Below are 20,992 nucleotides of genomic sequence, written 5' to 3'. Positions count from 1 at the left end.
ATGTGTTGCTAGTTCAACAAGTAGTAAGAGCTCAAAGCGTTTCTCTAAACTGTGTAAGACTCAATGGCTGTACTTGAGAGCGATGGCTACGCCTTCTACGCACTTATCTAATTCGTTGACATCTGGGTTTTGACTCACATCATCTTCCATCTCGATCGCCTTTCGCATCCAACTCAACATCACGCTCGCACTTTGGGCTTCGTTTCGTACAAACCCCGCAACACGACCTTGATTGGGACACGCGAAATAATTAGTTAGTTTGCCTATGCAATAGGGGCTCGGGTTGCGTGCATAGAAAGTGTAGCGACCGCACTCTTCGATATTGGGGGCATGGGGGGCGTGTTGGGTTTGGTTCGGTTTCTCCCAAAATTGGGGTATTGGTGGCGATCGGCAACAAGTTTGGTAATACATTGGTCAGGGTGACAATAGAACTTGCCAGGCCTGACACTCCCCTTATTTCCGAATATGTTAACCGTGGATAAAAACTTGAAAACTTTGTCGGTTTTCCTACCGATTATAGCACTGGGCATGGCTGCCACACCTGCACGCGCAGGCCGAATTGAAGGAGCATCTGTTTCCTGTTGGTTGCTTCGCCAAGACAAGGTAGAACTTAAACAAACTTGTATCTATGAGTCGGTTTCTTGGGCTGGAGGCGGAGGAAGGACTTTGCGTTGGGAAGATGGCGGGCAAACAAAAATGACGTGGGGATTACAAGGGCGCGGAGAAAGACCTTGTGCCGAGGATAGCATGAGCATAGATGGTGTCTGCGGTGTGGTATATTTCCGCCATCCCACCACCTTACAACGGATTTCTGAAGAAGAAAGCTACAAGCGCGCCATAAACCGCCAACTGGCCGTGACCTGTGTCCAAGTACCAGATAAATCAATCTGCTGGCTATTTAAAGGAAATTAATTACAAACAGAAAGGTGTGAGTGTTAAAGTTACATTCGCAGAAGTACCAAAAATAGATGAAATCTCAATAGCAGCAGCTTTCATTTTTAGTGTCGGGCAGCAACTAATAATAAATGCTGTACCTGTTTCAACCTTGTTTACTTCTATATTTTTTACTAGATGCTTTTTTACCTGATGCTTTTTGAGGGCGATCGGGTTCTCTAACAACATATTTTAAAATAAAATCATCAGGCTTTACTAACGCCGAGTCTGCAATGTTCAGGCGACGGAATTGCGACCAATGTTCATTTAATAGCTTCAAAGCTTGGTGGCGATTTAAGGCGGAGATCGCACCCATAACTTGACGCAAACTCGACTGCAATAACTCAAGATTAGGGTCTGCCTCGGAAAATTGACTCACCATTGAAATTCCTGTTGCCAAATAAGGTGAATCCGGGGATATCTTTTTCGCTCTTAACCCCTGACGAACCACATTTAGCCATACCGGATAAAGTTCTAACCAATTAGCGAGTTGCAATTCGTTTAATGCCATTTCTTCCATTCCCAACGCTCCCCAAGTGCAAAGCGATGTTTCAGCTAAATTAGCATTCCGATTTTTTACCGCTAACTCCCATAATTTTCGAGCATAATCCTTAAACCGAACTGCTAGAAAATCATAAGCTTCCTCTACTTTATCAGTAGCCGTAACCTTATAAACCGTCTCACCGCGTGGTAGCTTATCGCCCCGATAAGATAGCCAATTGTGAGAACCGCACAAGTGAACTTCCCGATCTACAACAACTTCCTTCGCATGAGAATTTCCCAGCCAAAATACCTGCACTGCTGACAAACCTTCCCGCGTTTTAATTTCTCTTAGCTTTTGCTCAACTTGTGGCGGTATGGGTCTGGTTTCATTCTCTTGTCTCCGAGAAATACCGTGACCAATTAAAACCCATACTCCCCTATTAGCTAAATTTTGGAGTAATTGGATAAACTCATTATCTACTACTTCCTGGCTTACCCAAGGAGAATAAATTAAGACTTGATGACTCCCTCCTCTCAAAGTTTCTAAAAAAGATTGCCGAATTTGAATATCTCGCAGTAAAATTACCTGGTCTTTTTCCTGACTTCCCTTCGGCGGAACTTGTTTTCCAGTTTCCCTCAATTCTTTAACAGTTTCAATCGCCTGCTGTTCAATCTTCTTAATTCTGTCTTCAACTTCTTTATTTCGTTGATTGAGGAGCTGTTCACGCTCCGCAGCAATCGTTTCATCACTCAAATATAACAAAGTTTGTAAAGAAACTTTTCCTTCACTTTGGAAAATGTCAAGTAAATCAGAGGCATAGTGTAAAATTTGTTTTCCTCGTCTCACTTGCAACTTAATGGCATCTTCAAGCGCATCAAAAATAACAAAAATTGAAACAGATTGCCAGATAGTTTGGCTCTCCTTGGTGAAAAGAGCAGCAGTAATGATTTTCCCATCTTCAGGAACGTGCAAGCCTAAACCAGAACCCTGAATAATTCGTTGGAGTTCCTCAAGTCCTAACTCAGACATTTCTTGACACCGATTTTCCAGGGTGATAAAATCACCAAATTTGGGTAGGTCAATTTCTACTGCCTCTACAGGGGAAAATACAAAAAATAGATTTCCTTGCAAGGGGTCAGCGATCGCATAAATCTGCTTTGTTTGTGGTGGTTGCGGCACAGAACCTTCCAGATAAAATTGCCGACCTTGAGGGGTTAGAATAATTTTGGCATCCGATGTCCAAGCTAAAGTTTCTAAACTCCGTAGAGTCTTAGCAGTATTTTGCACAAATACGGGATCAAGACCTAATGCTGCTGCTAATTCATTTTCAGTGGGTATCAATTCACTCTCCATACCAGCGCGGAGAATAAATTCTTCCAGAATGTTAAATTTGCGGGGTTCGCTAATAGTAACTTCTACTGATATTTGCTCTAAAGGATAGCGGAATTGACGACCAGCCAGCACTGATATGCCAGCCGGACTTTGCTTTTCTATTTGTTGAACAAAATCCTGTAATTGGGGGTCAATTGGTTTAGGAGAGGATACTAGAAACATCAATCAGTCCTCCATTTCTGCGTACAATATTTGCTACTTCTGAATACATACTTCCAACTTGACCTTTGTGCTGTGTAAAAAGTGAATGGCATCCCACAACTACCAGCAATTCTTGAGCGCGGGAAAAGGCGACGTTTACCCGTTCTGGCTTTTTAGCAAAACCAATATCTCCATTAGGGTTGTTCCTCACCATGCTGACAATAACAATCTGCCGTTCCATACCCTGAAATCTGTCAACAGTCCCCGTTCTAATTGAAAGTGAAGGAAATTGGCGGTCACTAAGCATTTCTTCAATTCGCCTCAATTGAGCACCATAAAAAGTAATGATACCAATTTCTTTTTTGGGTTGTCCTTCGGCAACTTTTAGGCTCCAAACATCCTCCATTTGCTCGCAGAGAATGTCAATCGCATCGATTTCCTTAAGATTATACCTTGACGTTCCATCGACCTGCTCTTCAAAACTATGTTCTTGCGGCATTTTTACCCAGAGCAGGTGATGTTGTTCTCGGATGATGTCGCCAGCTAAATTGTGCGCCCGCTCCTTCTCAGGCTGAATAATGCCACAACGCAGGCTATGATCGTAAAATTGATTAATCGCTCCCATAATGTAGGGGTGCATCCGATACTGAATAGTTAACCGTCGCTTGATGCTTTCTGGTGCAGCTTCAAATTGTTTCTTAAATAAAGATTCTTCCAGAAACCTGATATCCTCTGGTTCGCTTCCCATTTCTGTTGCGATTTCTTCTAAACTATTTTCATGTAGCATAGGAGGTAATTGGCGGTAATCACCAATCAATACTAATTTTTTACCTTTGAGTGCAGGTATCAGAATTTCTGGAGGCGTACATTTGCTCACTTCGTCAATGATGACTACATCGAAATTAGTAAATTCTTTGAAACCGTAACCTGCTACTTGGCTGCAAGTAATACCGATGACGTTGGCATTGTCGATGTAAACTTGCCTCAATTCACTCTGATCTTGTTCGGAGGGGTTACGGAGTTTGGCTATCCAATCATGAGTTAGGTTCTCATAGCCTTTGAGCTGGGATTCTTCTTGGATTAGTTGTTGATGCCAAGTCTCGAATTGCGTTTTTACTATGCGTAAGAAGTTCAAATCAAATAATCCGTTAACAGGAATTGGCGGTTTAAGGCGATCGGGGATACTTTGCCATGCTAACTCCCACCATTTTCGTTCAGAATTTAAAGTTGGTGGTAGTTGTTGGGATTGTTGCAGTTGAACTTCCATGTGCTCAAGTTGCTTTTGACATTCTCGAAGCTGATTTAAGGCTTTACTAACCGCCTGTTGTAAGCTTGCTTGAATGCTTGTGAGAGTCTCTTTTGTTTCTTGTACTCCTAATAATGGATCGAGTGAGGAAATTAATTGTTCAAGCTGACTAATCTGATTTTCCCACAACAGGGCTATATTCGAGTTAGACCACTGAGTTACATTGCGTAAGCTATTATGGGGAATTGCTGGCAATTTGAGGAACTCATTCAATAGCTGTTTATATCTTTCTAATTTAGCTTCTGATTCACGCTCAAGAGCCTCTAATCCCTTTTTAGCAGTTCTTATTGCCTGTTGTTGTTGGGCTGCCTCTTGCTGAGGTTTTTTAAGCTGTTCTTTAAAATTTTGAAGTTGTTTTTCAGTTTCCGGTTGCTGCTGCTCCAGCCATTGAGATGCACTGACAGTAATGCCATCAATCAGCTCGGCTGCAATAGTATTTAATTCCACATCAAAGTTAGAAACTTGGACTTCACTTGGTTTGGCAATTAAATTAGCAATTTTCGAGCGACACCTATCCAGGTTAGAACGCCAAGGCTGAGGTTTTGCAGGGACACTAGCCAGCAACTCAGGGGGGAATTTAATCAGGTTATCTGTAAATTTTCGGTTCTCTTTGACACATTTTTTTAATTCCTCATACACGCTCTCATAAGCTGTAGATTCCCAGTTTTTTAAGGCTTTTAAAACAGAGTTCTTTCGGTTGTGTTCTAATTCCTGTTGTTGGTTCAGCCAGTTTCGCGCACTAACAGCAATACCGCTGATAACTTCTTTGGCTACAACGTCCAGTGGAGGCTCAACAAGAGAATTTTGCTTGGCTTCACTTTTGCTTAAATTAGCAAGTTTTGACTTGCACCTATCAAGATGCGATCGCCAAGGCGCAGGAGTAGCATTTACAAATGACAGCACATCTAGCGGTAGTTGAATCAGATTATCTGTAAAAGCTCGATTAGTTTCTACACATTGCTTCATCGCTACATAAACGCTATCATAAGCGGTGGATTTCCACTGGTATATTTTAGTTCTGAGTGCAACAATTCTTGATTGTCGGTTTTCCCAACTATTGAGGCTTTGTTGTAGGTTTTTCTGGTTGGTAAGACTTTGCTGATAGTTTGTTTCCAAAAGTTGAACGGCGGCTGACTTCTCACGGAACACTTGTGCAGCTTGATCGGCTTCTCTAAGGGATGACATCGCATCTCGGAAATGAGACAATGACATTTGAATTTGTGGAAGACCTTGATTCTTTAACCAAGCCGCTAAACGAAAATGATTAAGCCGTAAATCGTGAGGAATTTGAAGATTCATTTTTGCAGCGAGAGTAACCGCTCTTTCAACTTTTACCTTGAAGCTTTCTTCAGAAAGATACCCCAATGTAAGGTCTTTGGTACTGTCGCAGAGTTTTAGAGCTGCTGTCAATAAATTACTGACTGCTACATCTTCCCAATTAATTGAAGAGTGAGATATTAGCAATTCCAAACCAGGAAGGAGATATTCAACAATTTCGCGCTGTTTAGCTTCCGCTTTTTGATAGACACCTTCCTGCGTTCTACAGGTTTCCTCTAGCTCTACCTTATACCATCGCAACTCCTCTTGAATTTCTTGTAAGTTTTCCTCTTCTCGCAAATAACCATAAAATTGCTCCGAGCTTACTAATAATTCCCTGAAAAATTTTATATTTTCTCGCTGTTTTACTAAGCGCTGCTCGCAATCATCAGCCGTGTTTCTCAACCAATTACCAATCACTTTATCTTCCAGGAATGGCAACCCTTCCTCTTCAACTCGCTCGGCACGACCTTTTCGCAAAGCGCGGATAACAGGACTATGAATTAAGCGACTCAACGCATTATCAACAGCTAAATTCGCTTGAGAAGCAATTAAAGTCCTCCCACCCCGCAGCGCAACTTGATAGGATATTTCAGCGATGACTGTTGTTTTTCCTGTTCCTGGTGGCCCTTGGATTAGCACTAAATCGGGTGCAGATAACACAGCTTCTACTGCTGCAACTTGGTCATCATTTGCCCCAGATAGTAATAAATCCTCTGGCTTCAGTTTAACAGTTGTTTGCAAGGGCCTTGCCTTAGAAGCATCAAAGAAAAATTCTCCTACATAGGGATTTTGAGCTATTCCCATTTGCAAATCATCTAAAGCTTTTTTCTGTCGCTTAATTTGAGTTAAATCTCCGGCCGCCTCGAAAGATAAAAAGCCTTTTTGTGGCAATTGATAGCGCCCTTCTCCTATTTTTTCTACTAACTGAGAATCAAGCCTAACTCGGATAAATCCTTTTTTTCTATCAATTTCTTCAATAGCTCCTAATAGAATTGTATTCCACCTTGCAGGCTGAATGGCAGATTCCTGCTTTGACGTGTTATCATCTTTTGTGTTATCATCTTTCTCACGATTCTCTTCAACTCGAACTACAAGTTTTACATCCTCATTTCTAGCCTTAGCTGCTCTGGCCCAAAAGTCATCTTGTTTGAGATTGGTGCCTGATGATTTGTCGAGTTGCGCTAAAGAGGCAGTTATCTCAAAAGTGATTTTGCGGGTAGCAGAGCCGTAGTTATGACCCGAAAAAGGTACGAAAAATTCTCGCGTCTTAGCTATCCGCTCTTCAATCTTTAAAAACGCTTTCCAAGTTTTTAACTGTTCTTCTGTTGGCACGCAATCCCCGCAAAAAGGAACTGCTTTCATACGATCGAAAGCTGAATTTGGCACTCCTATTCGAGACTGGTGATTGAGGTGCAAACGCAGGGAGAAAAGAACGGAAAAACCGTCAGTACGTCCCCGTTCTGGGGAAAATAAACGAGCGGAAAGTAAGCGCAAGCCATCGGATCTCCCTTCTGTGACAAGAGCTAATAAACTTAAAGTTTTTTGCCGTTTTTCAAGGATTGCTGGTAATTTTGCTGCTTCGATATCTGTGGCGATCGCCAGTTCCCATTTTTCTTCTCCCGGTTCTTCTCCCGGCCCTTTCCGGCGGACATAGAACCCCCTGGGTTCGTCTCCTAAAATGTCAGATAGCAAGTCTGCGGCGCGATCGCGACGATTGCTAAATTCAGGATATTTTAAGAGAGCATCTTTACCTTCTATCTCACGGATTAGGTAATCGATCGCCTGATTCCCTAAAAACCGATATCCCCAATTTTCCTCATTATTTTGATTGAGAGCTGTTGTGGCAATCTGTGGTGAGAAAGGGGAGTGATTATTACTTATTTGAGGTGCTGTAACAATTGCAGAGATTTCTATCGAGACGTTGTGGCTAGATGCTTGCAAAACAATAGAGCCACATAGGTTAGTTCCGGCTGGAATATCTTTGGAATTGACGATAATATTTAGTTTCTGCAAGCCGCAACAAAGGTAAGGCTGCTGTACTTGTAACCAAGGCTGGGAGCAGGAAATTGTGCAGTCGCTGCCAAGTTGGAGTTGTTCGGTTCGTTCCAAGTGTCGGTCGGTTTGGATTTCCCCAAAGTAGACGGCGGCGGGAATGTCCCAGCTTACTCCTAGCCACTGGACGTGGGGAGCGGTTCCTAGACATCTTACTCTATCTAAAACTGGCGCGGTATTTACTGCGGCTGCGATCGCAACTTCTCCCGTATTGCCACCGACAGTCCGCTGAACGGTCAAGTTTTCCAGTTTCACTCCGGGAACTGTGATTTTTAAGGCAGGTTCGTCAGTGGCAAAAATGACGCTGTTTTCTCCCTCCCCCCGAAGCAATATCGCTCGTTCAATGGTAAATGGCCCCTTATATTCCCCTGCTGTCAAAGCGATCTCGTGTCCATCTTTAACCATTTGCAGCAATTCGCCAAAGTTGTCGGGGTTAGCGGAGAAAGTAGGCATAGATGCTTATTTATGGGGAGGGATCGGAGAAAGTGTTGATTTTTGGGCTTCTGAGGTAAACTACAGTTTAACGCTGTTTAGTTACGGATAAGCTGTTCCATACTTCAATATGCTTCACTTAAGGGTGACAGTCTGACTGATGATGCGAAATTTTGAGCCTTAACTCAATAGTATTGAGGCAAAGCGTTTCGCTCCATTCATATTGACGATAGCGGAGCCTAATATCGATAAAAAACTCGATATTGTTACGGAGTATAGCTTTAACCATATCCCCGCGTGCAAACCAAAATAATTTTTATGTCGCGGAGCGTCCAAGAAAACTACATTAGTTATCAAGTTGCGAGAAACCCGAACAGGTTTTATTAATAAGGTAGACTGGAACTTGATTCGCTATCTTGAAGGCTTAGACGCTTGCAAAGTAGCTCCAAATCTTGTAGCGATTGCTAACTTTATCTAGTTTGATGAACCTGCCACAAGTCCTTATAGTTCTGTGACGATGCGTAACTGCTGTGGGGTTTAGTCAGAGGCGATTGCACAAGCTGAGAACATCCACCTCAACATCACTAAGCACTTTAGGTTCCATCCCATACAAATCATTCAGCACGGCTTTGACATCAGGAAATACAAAATACTCTGTCAGCGTGCCGATGCGGTAATTGAACGCTTTGTATCTGTGTTTGAAGTACAACTCCATATTGCCGCGGCGTTCCCACAGTCCCAGCAAGCTGACGGCGACATCCGAGTAATGCGCTTTCACATCCCGCTGCACTTCCGCGATGCGTTCCTCAATTGATCGAGTTGTCACCCCAATTTTATAGAAGCAGTGCCCGTCCGCTTTTACCTCCAGAAAATAGAGCGCGTTCACCAGAATTCGACGAAGCTGCGCTCGATAAATCAGCAAATCAGCCCGCCGTTCTTCCAAGCAGGATAATCCCGCAGCTTCGGCAATCTCTACAGAGCTTTCTAACTTCATTAACTCTGATAGCAGCAAGGGTTCTTGGACTTTGTTGAACAACGCCAGGGGAAGCGCACCCACTGGGATTTTACCCAAGTCGGTAAACTGATAAGAGCGAGATCCCTCTGATTCCAACAATCCTTTCAACTGCCACCGAAAGTTTACCAAGTCTTTCGGAATCAGACAATTAGCAGCACCGTACTCTTTCCACAGCACCTTCAATTGTTCCAATTCATCACCCCTAAGCTGTATGTTGAAATTATCGTATAGAGGCAGCGAGGGAAATGCTTTGGTTTTAATCCGCTGCGAAACTGGTTTACAAGTTTCCCCGGTATGGGCAAAGTGATGTTCTTTCACCGAACCCTTTTTTGCTGTCAATCCGCCACCGCAGTAGAGACAAGCGAGGTTAGTTTTTCCGCGCACAACCTCATCAATGCTCGTCAGTTCGCCACTGAGAGCAACACCAAATTTTAGCCACATTGTCAACAATTCTCCTTTGAGCCGGTTTTGGAGATGCACCCGCTCCACACAATCGAGAATTGTAACAAATCCAGGGGTTAGGGCTTCTGCCGGGGGAAAGAAAGCGATCGGCACTCGATGCTCTTGATGCGTGACTTTAATGCTTGCATCCAAAATCTAAAATCTAAAATCTAAAATCTAAAATTGCTCGTCACCAATCGGGAATTTCTTCAGGCTCCGAGTCTGATAGGCCTTGTGACAGTTGCTCTCTTGGTAACGGCACAGCAGACAATTCATCCTCTACAGGGGAAAATGTACCTTTCCCCGTGTAGGACAGCATGGAAAGACTGGCGATCGCTCCTTTGACTTGATCCGGCTTCACCTCTAAGTAGTGCTGCAACTGTTCGAGGTTACTGTGACCGCTGATTTCTTGAATAATCCGCAGTGGAATTCCGGCGTTGCTCATCTGAGTCAGGGCGGTGCGACGGAAGCTGTGGGTGGAGGCTCCCTCGATGCCAACCCGCTCGAACGCTTCTCTCAAAATCTGATCCGCTGAGTTGGTGTGCAGATGCTTCCAATGATGGGACGGGTGGCGGCCGGGGAATAAATAAGTCTGGCCGGCGTGAGAACGCCAAGATATTAGGAGACTTCGCAAGTCTTCAATGACCGGAATCGTTCTGGTTTGAAGTTTTCCTTTGGTGTTGGCTTTGCGGAAGTTAATTGTAGAACGGACGGTGCCAGAGTTTGTGTAGATATCCTTGACCATCAGGGAACAAGCTTCGGCAATCCGACAAGCGGTATAGAGACAGACGCCGAAGAGCGTGCGATCGCGAGCGGTTTGCAAACCTTTGTTGAACAAAAGCTCGATTTCCTGTTGCGTGAGTATTTTGGCTTGGCCGTGCCGTTCTATCTTCATGCAGGCGTGTATACTCGACCCGATACCAGAAAGTTTGCCGCAGTTACTGCATTGCTGCATCGGTCTGACTAATTTCTTAACGTGGCGGTTGGAGAAAATCGTTACAGCATAACGCTTCAGTAAAATTTGTGGAAAATTTGTTGTGTCGCTTTGCGCGATCGAATTCGATTTTTACTCTCGGTACGATCGCACAGACGGGTTAAGGCGCTATTCTTTCATTTCTTGGGTGGAGGGGGTGACTTCTCTGGTGGGATACTCTCTCGAACTGTATTTTCGATCGCATCCTTAGCCTCTTTACCCGTGAGGGGAGTATTGCGACCACCTGCTGCTCGAAGGCTGTCTAATTCTTCAATAGGTAGGGCAAAAATGGCATCTAGGATGTGAGGATGGGTGTCGCACCAAAGCGCGATCGCATTGGAAATTTCTTCCACATCATCAGGGAGAGTTGCCACCAATTGGGCAAAATCAGTACGGTCTTCTGCTGTGAATAGTTCGGGTTGGTTTTGGGCGATGTAGATAAAATCTAGGATAGTTTCTTCGTAAGGGGACAGTGCCATTTTTTCACTCCTATTGACCTATAGCACAGAATACAGCCCAGTGGAAAGGCTCTCTAAATGGTTGGGCATCATCTGGGAATCTACGAAGTTAACGACGCAGAATCATCAGCTAGGGCAAAAAAGGCATCTAGGATGTGAGGATGGATGTCGAACCAAAGCGCGATCGCATTGGAAATTTCTTCCACATCCTCTGGGAGTGTTGCTACCAATTTGGCAAAAGCAGTACGGTCTTCTGCTGTGAATAGTTCGGGTTGGTTTTGGGCGATGTAGATAAAATCTAGGATAGTTTGTTCGTAAAGGGACAGTGCCATTTTTTCACTCCTATTGACCTATAGCACAGAATGCAGCCCAGTGGAAAGGGTCTTGAAAGGGTTTTTGGTCATCTTGAAGCTTGTGCAGCATTTTATTGAAATTCTGCCGCATTGTAGGATCGAGTGGAAGCGAATTAGCTGTTATCCAGAATTTTAATTCAGCCTTTGTGATATTTTGGAGCCAGAGTTGGGCTTGGTTGAGGGCCACAGCTAATGTAGAAGCTGTTTGTAGATTTTGATAAAACTTAATCATCAAAAAAGCTGTGGATATGTCGCTGGGTGCCCAGAGACTGCCTACTACGCTTGCACTACCTGCCAATAAAAAAGCACTGGGAAAACCAATACACTCGTCACTAGCGCTTGTCCAATCGGTTAGGGCTGTTTCAGAAGCAGAAAGAGTTACTAGACGACATTGGCTCAGATCGAGGGTAAAAATTTCTGCTAGAGTAACAGATTCATCAGCAAAGAAAAGACGAGATTGTAGGGGTGAATTAGTGTTAAAATCGCTGTGACCAGAGAAATGCAAGCAATGAACAGAGTGGAGTGTTGGATTATTCAATACATCCTTTGTTGCAGCAGCTTTAGCTAAAACATCTGCATGGGGGAAGTATTGCTTGATCGTTTCTACTTCAATATCAGTGTAAGTTAGGTCACCGTTAGGATTTTGAATAGCAAAGAAGTGGTTAAAATCAGGACGTTGCCTAGTTTGAATCAATTGTAATAGCTGGCAACTGGGTACATAGCGCACGCCACCGGGAAAACGGTCGAGTAAACATGACCCATCAGCAAGTGGAAGAGCATGAAGAGGGATGCAGTGGAGAAAGCGATGAGGAATCAAAATTAATTGGTCGCAAGTGGTAGGCAAGTAGTTCAGTATCTCATCGAGATGTAGTATCTGAGCCAAGTCCTGAAGTAGTAGCGAGAGTTGTTCTCGCCACTGTTGTTTATTTTCTTGGTAATCTTGAAAATATTCATGAGCCCAGTTACTTAAGCCTGAACCATTCTCTGCTGAAGATTGCCAAATTATCGGATATGCAGATTCTTTTTTAATGATGATATAAACTTTAAAATAATTTTCACTAATCTGCCACTGAATAATTACAGTGTTTTTGTTGATAAGAAAACTTTTGATATGATTTAGATAACGATTGTATTCTTGGTGTTGCTGTTGAATTTCAGAGTTAATTTTGGTCAGAAAATTTTGACAAAAACCTAAATTAGTGAAGAAAAGCTTCTCTAGCTTGTCCAAATAAGTTTTGTAATTGAGTTGGTTGATGGCAAGGGTTTTTTCGTGTTCTTCTAAATCCTTCAAATATCCAAAATACTCAAACTCTATCTCCTTAAAATTGGTCAGTAAGTCTATCAGTTGCGATCGCTCATTTAGTTGTTGAGAAATCTGATTAAAGCTTTGCCGATAACCTTCCAGAGAATTGCAGACTTGCTTCACCTGACTCACGCACCAAAAGTATTGGTTATAAACATAGAGAATTTTATGACGACACCACAGAAGATGAAGCAAAATTTCAGCTACTCTATCCATGTGACTTGGATTCATATCCTGGCATTTGAACCAAACCAGTATGTGAAGTTTTTGAGCTGAATCAGACTGGTTGTTTTCATACTCAAAAATCGTATTTCCTAATAAACTACCCGTACCAACTAATTTAGTTATATCTGCTGCTTCTGGGAGTAATTGAGCAACGCAAGCATCTGCTAAAGCTTGATAGTTATCTTCTTGTGTTTCTGATGGTTGACCAAACAGCAATAGTGTTTGTCCCAAAGAAGCCTGAATATTTTGTAATATAAGGTTGTGAGGATTGAGAGAATTTAATTGTGTGATATTCAAAGTATCTTGAGAAAATAAAGTTAAATCGAGCGCATAAGTATCGTGTAAGCGAAAAGGACAGAGCAATCCCTGAAGCTCGCATCCGCCCGGTTGAGGAGGAACTTGGAAGTGTAAACTCGGTTCGTTATTTTCTAATAAGGTTAAGTATTCGGCTCCCAAAAAATCTTCGGCTTCTGGAAAATAGCGCTCGCCTTCATAACAGATCAATTGTTGTCGTAGAGTTTGTAATTCTGGAATGTTTAGTGCATTTCCCAAATTGACTAATTGTTCCCACAACTGGGAGGCTGCTGCTACGGTTGGTTCTAGTCCCTGATTGATGCTATTGCGGAGGTGGAAGGCATAGAGGGTGAGACTAGAATTACCTTGTCCAAAAGTAGAAATATAAACTCGTTCTAGAAGCGGTACATTGACTCCATGAATCTCAATGTATCGCTTAGGCATTGGCAATCTTCTGAATAATTCTTCAGCAATGATTTGGTCGCCACAAGTTAGCCTTTCTATTCCACGAGCGTAAGTAATCAATAGTGGAGCGAATTTAGCCAGTGGTTCCGCAAAAGTTTCTACTAATGAGGATAGGCGAAATAATTCTTTATAGTTTTTATCTTGCAACCTCAAATTAATCGCCTTTAATAGTTCGCGACTAAGTTGATTGGGTTTAGTATAAGCAAGGGCTGTCCAACGCTGTGCCTGTGCTAAATTGTTTGTATGAGGGTTGTCCCCAGTAAACTGTTGTGTTACATAGCTGGTCAAAAAATCTGCCAATTCTTCTAATCTTGGCTTATCTTTATTAAATTCCTCATTATCCTTGAGTTCTGCTAACAACAAATTGCGAACCGCAATATCCATTTCGTAAAGCTCATACCCTACCTCACGACACAAACGAGATAGAAGTACGCGAGCCACTGCTGTCCAAGGTGCTTGAGGTACGAAGCGCAGCCAAATTTGGTAAAGTAAGTCCGGCGTGATTACCAGTGGAAATGCGACATGACAAGCTAAGTCGAAATGTGCGCGATCGAATTGTTGGAGAAATCCTACAACTCGCTCGACGGCAATATCATAATCTGTTGTACTTGCTTCACTCATCATTATTACACAATCCCCCGCTCGGGACGCTCCCAATAAATATAACGTCCTCGCAAAGTATTAATAGCTGCGTTTAATCCCTCACGACTCATTTCAAACATTGGCACAAAACTGGCAATTTCGCCAGCAGTGGTATCTTGCCAGCTATCGTTCGGCATGGGATTCAACCAAGCATAATAACGTACTGACTGAGCGAGCTGTTTTAGGAATTTTACCGTGTATTCCACTCGATCTTCATTAAGGTTTCCCCGTGCCGCTCCTGCATCGCTGACAATTAATACCCCTGTTCTGCTATCCATTGATTCTAAAATGTCTGTAACTAGCTGATATTTGAGCCGATTGGGGTCAGTATACAAATATTTTTCAGGATAATTATAGAAGTAATAAACGTCAATTCTGGTGAGGTTTCCCCCCTGTTTTGCTTTATCTATTAATTCACGGGATAAATGATGAAAAGGCACCATCGAACCGCCTTGGTCAACGAGTAACACGAGTTCAGCTCGGTTTTTATAGCTTGGCATCATTACCGGTTCCAGTAAAACCCCTTCCCGACAGATTTTTTCTACCGTACCCTCTACATCCAATTCTTCTAGCGTACCTTCTCGCACTCGACGGCGGAGAAAACGCCAACTTTGTTTTATCTGTCGGGGGGTAACAGGCAAGTATTCATCGGCTGAATTTTGGCGGTAGTAGCTCATTTCTAAGCTGTTAGACCCACTTTGCCGGATAGCTTGAATCACCTGTTCTGGTTCGTTTATGTCTAGAGGAATTTCAGGAGGCGAAGTAGGTTGAGATACAGGTTGTTCAGATTGTTCTAAAGGAGTTATAGGTGAAGACTGTTCTGATGTTTCAGGAACTGCTGAAGGTGTAGAAGAAGTGACAGTTTCTTCAGATTCTTTTGATGAGGTTTGAGGTTGAGATTGCTGGGATGTTTTTCGTTCCGTTGATGGCAATTCAGTAGAGGTGGATTGAGGGATTTCCACAGATTCCTTTATTACCTCATTGAGCAGTCGTTTCAACAACCGAGCTTCTCCTTCCGATTTTGTCCACAGGGTGCAGCAAAGTCGTTCTAGGGAATTGCGATCGCCGATACCAAAACCAGCTTGGAGCGATCGCAATGCCAACATATACTCTTCCACACCCAGAGGAAGACCCCACTTTCGCAACTCCTTAAAAAGAATTAGCAAAACATTCAGTAAAGGCACTTCAGTGGGATTCATTTTTTATCCTCCCCTGGCTTGCGTAAGTAGTTACGATAATCTTTCCAATACTTCAGCAAAGCTCCAGCAAAAGGAAGTTCTCCATTCAGCTCCGCTAATGCTTGGTCTTCAGGATATTGTCGCAGGATAGTAAACCAATCAATTAACTCACTGGTACTCACCTTTTTACCCGTTCTGCTGCTGTCTTCTTCCATCTGTATTCGGAGTTTGTCAAAGCGGCTAACCGCTGCTGCGATGACTCCCGATGACGAATTTGGAAAGTGAGCATTAAGAATTTTCACCAAGTCAGACTGAGAAGGAAATTCAATATAGTGGAACAAGCAACGCCGTAAAAAGGCATCGGGTAAATCTTTCTCGTCGTTACTGGTAATAAATATAATTGGTGGCTGGTTTGCCTTAATTTCCTCTCCTGTTTCCTGAATAGTAAACTTCCCCTCATCTAACTCCTGTAGTAAATCGTTGGGAAAGTCAATATCGGCTTTATCAATCTCATCGATCAGCAGTACAGTCCGCTGCTTGTTTTGAAAAGCACGACCCAAAGGACCAGATTTAATGTACTCACCGATCTTTTTTACTTTAGACCGTTGTTCGTCATCAAATCGTGCCAATTGAGCATCGTGAAGGCGACCCACTGCATCGTAGGTGTACAGTCCATCTTTTGCCCTAGTCGTAGACTTGATATACCAGGCTTCATAAGGTAATCCTAACTCGCGAGCGACTGCCTCTGCCAGTCTAGTTTTACCGCCTCCAGGCTCGCCTTTCAGCAATAGAGGACGTTTCTGCAAAAAGATAGTAAGGTTGACCGCTTCAATTAATTTTTTTGAAGGGTAGTAAGGCTGAATTCCATAACGTTTGCGCTCTTCTGGAGAAGGTTGCTTTGTACCCGTATAGACGCGAGGAATCACTGAATCAACCATTGCGCTAATCCTCCTTCCCAACTACAACCGCAGTAATAACAAATTCTTTGATAAACAAGTTCTGGAACACCGCCTTGAGACTCGTTTAGCAATGTCTCAACTGATAAATGATCGGGTACGACTTCTGCGGCTATTGCCATTCGCAGCCATTGAGAAATCTTCCCCTGTAAAAATTTTGTTGTTGGCGGCAAGTGTAGGGGAACTGTGGGGTATTCCTGGTGACAAACTTGCCAAGCTAAAGGCATTCCCGATTGACAGACTTTTCCTTTACTATCCACTAAAAACATGACCAAGTAAGTTTCCTTTAAATTAACTATATCTAAGATAGGTTGCCAAAATTGTTCGATTAATTCAGGCAGAAACCCGATACAAGTACGGTGAACTTCAGTAAAGATAAAAACTAAATGCTGACTTTGCAAACATTCACTAACCAAAGGTATCACTTTGTCTGGCGACAAGTAACTTACCTGGTTGGAACTTGTCAAGGAAGCAGCAACTGCATTCCATAAATCGGAAACATCACCCATACCAGCCAGTTTAATCTTTATGCGCCGACCGTTCCGCAACTCTGATAATTGAGAGAGCCGATGAACTAAAGTTTCTTGTCCGCATTTTTCGTCTCCATGAACCAGAAATGCCGCTGCTCTCTTAAGCGATTGCTGTAATCTTAGAGCGTTTGTTACCTCCTCTTGCTGTTCTTCAAAGTCTATTTCTAGAAGGGAGTTAAAGAGTCTTTGGTCACGCCGATATGTTGGGGAATACTGTACTTGAGGCTGATTGCTACATGACTGTATCTTAGAATATAAGTCATTCAGTCTGCTTTGACGCTCGTCATCTTTATAACGGGATGCCAAAGCTTTCAAAAAAATAGGGAATACCCAGCCATATCGCTGATGTTTACTTTCAAGTAAAAGTGGTAAATTGAGGTTAAATAAAGATGATGGACTAGCGTCTTTGCCTTTTAGTTTAAAAGTCAAAAAATGAAACTCTTCTCGCACTCTACAAAATGAACGGAGGCTGTCGTAACTCTCAAATTCGTCGCAGATCAAAAAGACCTCCTCGCATAGGTCGCACAGTTCATAAGGTAATCCTTCCACAGTCAATCTCCTGAAAGATTATACTCCTCAAGCAATTGCTGAGAGACCTCCAATGCACCCTGATAATCTTGAACCAACTTGCTAAGTTCTTGCTCAGTCCGCACACCGAGATAATCTTGCAACTCAGGCAGTAATTCTTCCATCCCAAAGGCTTCGTTCGCTCTTTGTGGTGCTAACTTGGCATCTACTTCAACTTGAGCCGCAGCAATAATTTCTCTGATTTCTGGTAATAAGAACCCCCGTTGCTTGCGAGCTAATACCCGAACCTGAGTCACCGTAGAACGCCAGTCAATTGAAAGCTTGCGACGCTCTTGATCGTTAGCAGGTTCAGCATCCAGGATTTGTTCTTTGACAGCTTCCAAGAGTTCCCACCAGGGTTCATCACGAGCTATTTCCTGTCCGCGCCGCTTTAATGCCAGGACTTGAATAACGGCATAAGAAAGACGCGAAAGCGAACTCCCACTAATATCTGTCAGGTGTCCGTTTGCGTCGATTTTCAGTGAAGTCTGCAAAATTTCATTGCTGTGGGAGCCAACTACAACATGATAGCCCGCCTTCAAATCTCGGAGGTTGAGGTCAATCGTGGAGGAAAAAATCTCATGTTGAGAGCCTTCACGTAGTAGGTAACTCACCAATTGACCAACAATTTTGCTCACTTTAACAGCTACAGCCCAATCTGGTCGAAGTAACGATACTTGAGCGACTAAACCAGTTTGTTCGAGTTGAGCCATTAAATTCTGTAAGGGTTTATCCTTCCATACCGTATATTTCAAGTTGATACGCAACCAGTCAGTAGGGCGGGCAGGCAACCAGTCAGTTAAATTGATACCGAGACCCAAGCGACAAGGCTCATTTTTTTGCACAGAGTAGATTTTGTGCAGGCTTTGGGTCGAGGAACTTGGCTGAAAGGAGCTTTCGACTGACGAACTAAAAGTGACAAATTCAGGCTCAGTTAGCAAACCAGCTTTGTAAAATGCCTGGGAATCGTGCAGCTTAACCAGAAAGTAGCTGTTGTCCAACTCCAGGTTGAATCGGGGGTTAGGTTGGTTGGGATAAAAAAGTTGACTAGCACCTGTTGCCATAGTTCACTCCTTGTGCGTTTTTTGTGCTTTCATGATTTCTTCGTACAATTGAAGACGATTCTGCTTCATATCGGATAATATATCACTTATTAGAGTAGCTTCCCGCAGAGCTTCATTTTTCTTTTCCCCATTATGCAGCGCTATTACCTGCCAGTTGTTGATTTTTAGCACGGGCGATCCAGACGTTCCTCGATCGGTAGGAGCATTATAGAGAATGCAGTTAGTATCTGGAGCAATCTTTACAAAATATCCACTACTTCCCTGCTTAGGCTCACCTTTTGGATGTTGAATAACAAATAGTTTGGTTTGAACTGTAAGCGGAGCATTTTGATTTGTTTCTAACTTCAAAAAGCCTCTTGACTCTAAAGAGGAATCTTCATCCTTTAATCGCAGCAAAGCATAGTCCAAATCTCGATTGTAATGTTCCAACTTTTTTACGCCATATTCAGTTCCTTGACCGGGTAATATATTGTCAAAAAATAGCAAGGTATTGGCAAGTTGTGCTTGAAGATCGGACTCGCTAATCCAATTTTCTCTGGAACTTCTGGCTTCGATAACGTGCCAACAGGTAAAAGCTAATTCAGGAGTGACTAACCAAGCTGTACCTGTAGGAACTGTAGGAACTTTATCTATGCATCCATTAATAATTTTCGGCACGCTTATCCGGGCAACTGAAGCAGCACAAGTTAATATTTTTTCATATTCGGAAATAAAAACCATTGACTCACCTTGGGGATTAGCTTCTTGTGCCAAGCGATCTGTCGGTGAACTTTCAGAATGGGCAATATCAGGTTTCTTTGTAAAAGGTACAATTTTGGAGTTGTTATTAGAATCTGAAAGAACACTATTAAGTTCCTGTGCTAGTTTATTTAATATTTGATGACGACTATCTGCTGAGTCTATTCGATTTGCTAGTAGACGTACCAAGATAACTAGCGCATTTTCCTTAGTATCATCGCGACGTTTCTCACATAGGTAGCCGATCACCTCTTCAACCAGTTTAGATGGGCTGCCTTGCTGCCAAGAGTTTCGCCAAGGGTTGAGTGGAGCGTTTCCCTTAAAGAATTTTCGCAATGTTCCAGCGTCGTCAAACTGGTCGCAATCTAACAACGCTTCATATAATCGAGCGTAGATTTCAGGAGGAATCCCAGGCATATTACTTTTTAAAGCATTATTCCCATAATAATGTAGTTTTTTTGGCAAAGCAAGCGCCGATTTACGCTTCGGCTCCCCAGGCTGCTTAGCAGACGGAGGTTCGCTAGCAACGGGTTCAATAGCAATACTTTCCTGAACTGTAGCTTTTAGACGTTGCAGGCGCTCGCGCCCCATCCCCAGATAGTCCCGATCTACTTGTATTTGCCGTTGCAACTTATTGCCGACGTACTGCAAAAACTCTTGACAAAAACTCAACTTAGTGGATGGAAGTTTTTCTAGCTTTTCCAAGTAAGTTCTGTAATTGATGTAGTTGATGGCGATCGTCTTTTCGTGTTCTGCCAAATCATCGAGGTAGTTTGTATAATCTAGTTCCAACTGTTGTAACTTAGCGTGCAAGTTTAGTAGATGCGAGCGCCTATTTTCTTTTTCAGAAACTTGACTATAGTTGCTTCTATACTGCTCAAAAATACCATAAAGTTTCTTGGCTTGAATTACGCACCAGTGAGACTGTTGATAGACATAAAGAATTTTATGACGACACCACAGCAGATGAAGTAGGGTTTCAGCGACTCTATCCATGTGGTTGGAACTCATATCGTGGCATTTTAACCAAACTAGGATATGAAGTTTATTGGCTGGGTTCGTTAATCCACTTTCATACTCAAAAATTGGATTGCCCAACAAACTGCCTGTATCGACTAAATGGATTGAATGTTTTCCTGGACATAATTGAGCTACGCAAGCATCTGCTAAAACTTGATAATTATCTTTTTGTGCGTCTTTGGGTTGACCAAACAGCAATAGTGTTTTTCCCAAAGAAGCCTGAATATTTTGTAATATCAGGTTTTGGGGATTGAGATAATTTAATTGTGCTAGAGTCAAAGTATCTTGAGAACATAGGGTCAGATCGATCGCATAAGTATCGTGCAAGCGAAAAGGGCAGAGCAATCCCTGAAGTTCTAATCCGCCTGCTTGAGGAAGGACTTGGAAGTATAGGCTGGGTTCGTTATTTTCTAATAAGGTTAAGTATTCGGCTCCCCAAAAATCTTCGGCTTCTGGGAAATAGCGATTGCCTTCATAACATATCAGTTTTTGTCGTAAAATTTGTAGTTCTCGAATGTGGAGGGCATTTCCCAAATCGACTAACTGTTCCCATAACCGAGGTGCTGCTGATACGGTTGGCTGTAGTCCCTGATTGATGCTATTGCGGAGGTGGAAGGCATAGAGGGTGAGACTGGGACATTGCAGTGCCATATTCTGAGGTATTTCGTTCATGATTTGGGCAGCTTGGGCTGGAAATATCGGGTCTGTGC

The 20,992-nt window shown here is 42.9% G+C and carries 14 protein-coding genes; 1 reads left to right on the top strand and 13 read right to left on the bottom strand.

Annotated elements, in window-relative coordinates; genetic code table 11:
* Window positions 1-60: 60 nt before the first annotated feature.
* Window positions 61-411, bottom strand: coding sequence for a hypothetical protein (locus QUA23_RS19130; RefSeq protein ID WP_333078368.1), 351 nt, complete (start codon window positions 409-411; stop codon window positions 61-63).
* 63 nt (window positions 412-474) lie between these two features.
* Between QUA23_RS19130 and QUA23_RS19125 the strand changes: the two genes are divergently transcribed.
* The gene (locus tag QUA23_RS19125) at window positions 475-912 is read left to right on the top strand and encodes a hypothetical protein (RefSeq protein ID WP_333078370.1); all 438 of its coding nucleotides are present in this window, start codon (window positions 475-477) and stop codon (window positions 910-912) included.
* Window positions 913-1,039: 127 nt separating this feature from the next.
* Here the strand turns inward: QUA23_RS19125 and QUA23_RS19120 are convergent, their stop codons facing one another.
* From QUA23_RS19120 to QUA23_RS19065, 12 genes are all read right to left on the bottom strand, one after another.
* Window positions 1,040-2,971: a hypothetical protein gene (locus QUA23_RS19120; RefSeq protein WP_333078372.1), complete on the bottom strand. Its 1,932-nt coding sequence runs from the start codon at window positions 2,969-2,971 to the stop codon at window positions 1,040-1,042.
* Window positions 2,949-8,081, bottom strand: a complete 5,133-nt coding sequence (locus tag QUA23_RS19115) for an AAA domain-containing protein (protein WP_333078373.1) — start codon at window positions 8,079-8,081, stop codon at window positions 2,949-2,951. The genes QUA23_RS19120 and QUA23_RS19115 overlap by 23 nt, the downstream gene beginning before the upstream one ends.
* 520 nt (window positions 8,082-8,601) lie before the next feature.
* Window positions 8,602-9,669, bottom strand: coding sequence for a GIY-YIG nuclease family protein (locus QUA23_RS19110; RefSeq protein WP_333078374.1), 1,068 nt, complete (start codon window positions 9,667-9,669; stop codon window positions 8,602-8,604).
* Between the two features lie 37 nt (window positions 9,670-9,706).
* On the bottom strand, window positions 9,707-10,411 hold the full coding sequence (locus tag QUA23_RS19105) for a tyrosine-type recombinase/integrase (RefSeq protein WP_333110460.1): 705 nt from the start codon (window positions 10,409-10,411) through the stop codon (window positions 9,707-9,709).
* A gap of 215 nt (window positions 10,412-10,626) precedes the next feature.
* Entirely contained in the window at window positions 10,627-10,968 is a 342-nt protein-coding gene (locus QUA23_RS19100) for a hypothetical protein (protein ID WP_333078948.1), read from the bottom strand.
* Between the two features lie 80 nt (window positions 10,969-11,048).
* Complete coding sequence (locus QUA23_RS19095; RefSeq protein WP_333078947.1) at window positions 11,049-11,279, bottom strand: hypothetical protein; 231 nt, start codon at window positions 11,277-11,279, stop codon at window positions 11,049-11,051.
* A 10-nt stretch (window positions 11,280-11,289) separates the two neighbouring features.
* Entirely contained in the window at window positions 11,290-14,211 is a 2,922-nt protein-coding gene (locus QUA23_RS19090; RefSeq protein ID WP_333078946.1) for a CHAT domain-containing protein, read from the bottom strand.
* Window positions 14,212-14,213: 2 nt separating this feature from the next.
* Entirely contained in the window at window positions 14,214-15,428 is a 1,215-nt protein-coding gene (locus tag QUA23_RS19085) for a hypothetical protein (RefSeq protein WP_333078945.1), read from the bottom strand.
* On the bottom strand, window positions 15,425-16,345 hold the full coding sequence (locus QUA23_RS19080; protein WP_333078944.1) for a MoxR family ATPase: 921 nt from the start codon (window positions 16,343-16,345) through the stop codon (window positions 15,425-15,427). Before QUA23_RS19080 ends, QUA23_RS19085 begins: the two co-directional genes overlap by 4 nt.
* Complete coding sequence (locus QUA23_RS19075; RefSeq protein WP_333078943.1) at window positions 16,330-17,322, bottom strand: hypothetical protein; 993 nt, start codon at window positions 17,320-17,322, stop codon at window positions 16,330-16,332. The genes QUA23_RS19080 and QUA23_RS19075 overlap by 16 nt, the downstream gene beginning before the upstream one ends.
* Window positions 17,323-17,444: 122 nt before the next feature.
* Window positions 17,445-18,524, bottom strand: a complete 1,080-nt coding sequence (locus tag QUA23_RS19070) for a hypothetical protein (RefSeq protein WP_333078942.1) — start codon at window positions 18,522-18,524, stop codon at window positions 17,445-17,447.
* A 3-nt stretch (window positions 18,525-18,527) separates the two neighbouring features.
* Complete coding sequence (locus tag QUA23_RS19065) at window positions 18,528-20,954, bottom strand: serine protease (RefSeq protein WP_333078941.1); 2,427 nt, start codon at window positions 20,952-20,954, stop codon at window positions 18,528-18,530.
* Window positions 20,955-20,992: the final 38 nt, after the last annotated feature.

The sequence above is a fragment of the Microcoleus sp. Pol1C5 genome (assembly GCF_036701115.1).
Classification (GTDB): Bacteria; Cyanobacteriota; Cyanobacteriia; order Cyanobacteriales; family Microcoleaceae; genus Microcoleus.
Note: the sequence above shows the minus strand (reverse complement) of the source record. Positions and strands in the feature narration are given on the sequence as shown.

Coding starts and splice junctions, on each gene's coding strand:
- QUA23_RS19085 (WP_333078945.1), bottom strand. CDS start 15,428: ATGAATCCCACTGAAGTGCCTTTACTGAATGTTTTGCTAATTCTTTTT.
- QUA23_RS19130 (WP_333078368.1), bottom strand. CDS start 411: ATGTATTACCAAACTTGTTGCCGATCGCCACCAATACCCCAATTTTGG.
- QUA23_RS19090 (WP_333078946.1), bottom strand. CDS start 14,211: ATGATGAGTGAAGCAAGTACAACAGATTATGATATTGCCGTCGAGCGA.
- QUA23_RS19120 (WP_333078372.1), bottom strand. CDS start 2,971: ATGTTTCTAGTATCCTCTCCTAAACCAATTGACCCCCAATTACAGGAT.
- QUA23_RS19080 (WP_333078944.1), bottom strand. CDS start 16,345: ATGGTTGATTCAGTGATTCCTCGCGTCTATACGGGTACAAAGCAACCT.
- QUA23_RS19115 (WP_333078373.1), bottom strand. CDS start 8,081: ATGCCTACTTTCTCCGCTAACCCCGACAACTTTGGCGAATTGCTGCAA.
- QUA23_RS19105 (WP_333110460.1), bottom strand. CDS start 10,411: ATGAAGATAGAACGGCACGGCCAAGCCAAAATACTCACGCAACAGGAA.
- QUA23_RS19065 (WP_333078941.1), bottom strand. CDS start 20,954: ATGAACGAAATACCTCAGAATATGGCACTGCAATGTCCCAGTCTCACC.
- QUA23_RS19070 (WP_333078942.1), bottom strand. CDS start 18,524: ATGGCAACAGGTGCTAGTCAACTTTTTTATCCCAACCAACCTAACCCC.
- QUA23_RS19095 (WP_333078947.1), bottom strand. CDS start 11,279: ATGGCACTGTCCCTTTACGAACAAACTATCCTAGATTTTATCTACATC.
- QUA23_RS19100 (WP_333078948.1), bottom strand. CDS start 10,968: ATGGCACTGTCCCCTTACGAAGAAACTATCCTAGATTTTATCTACATC.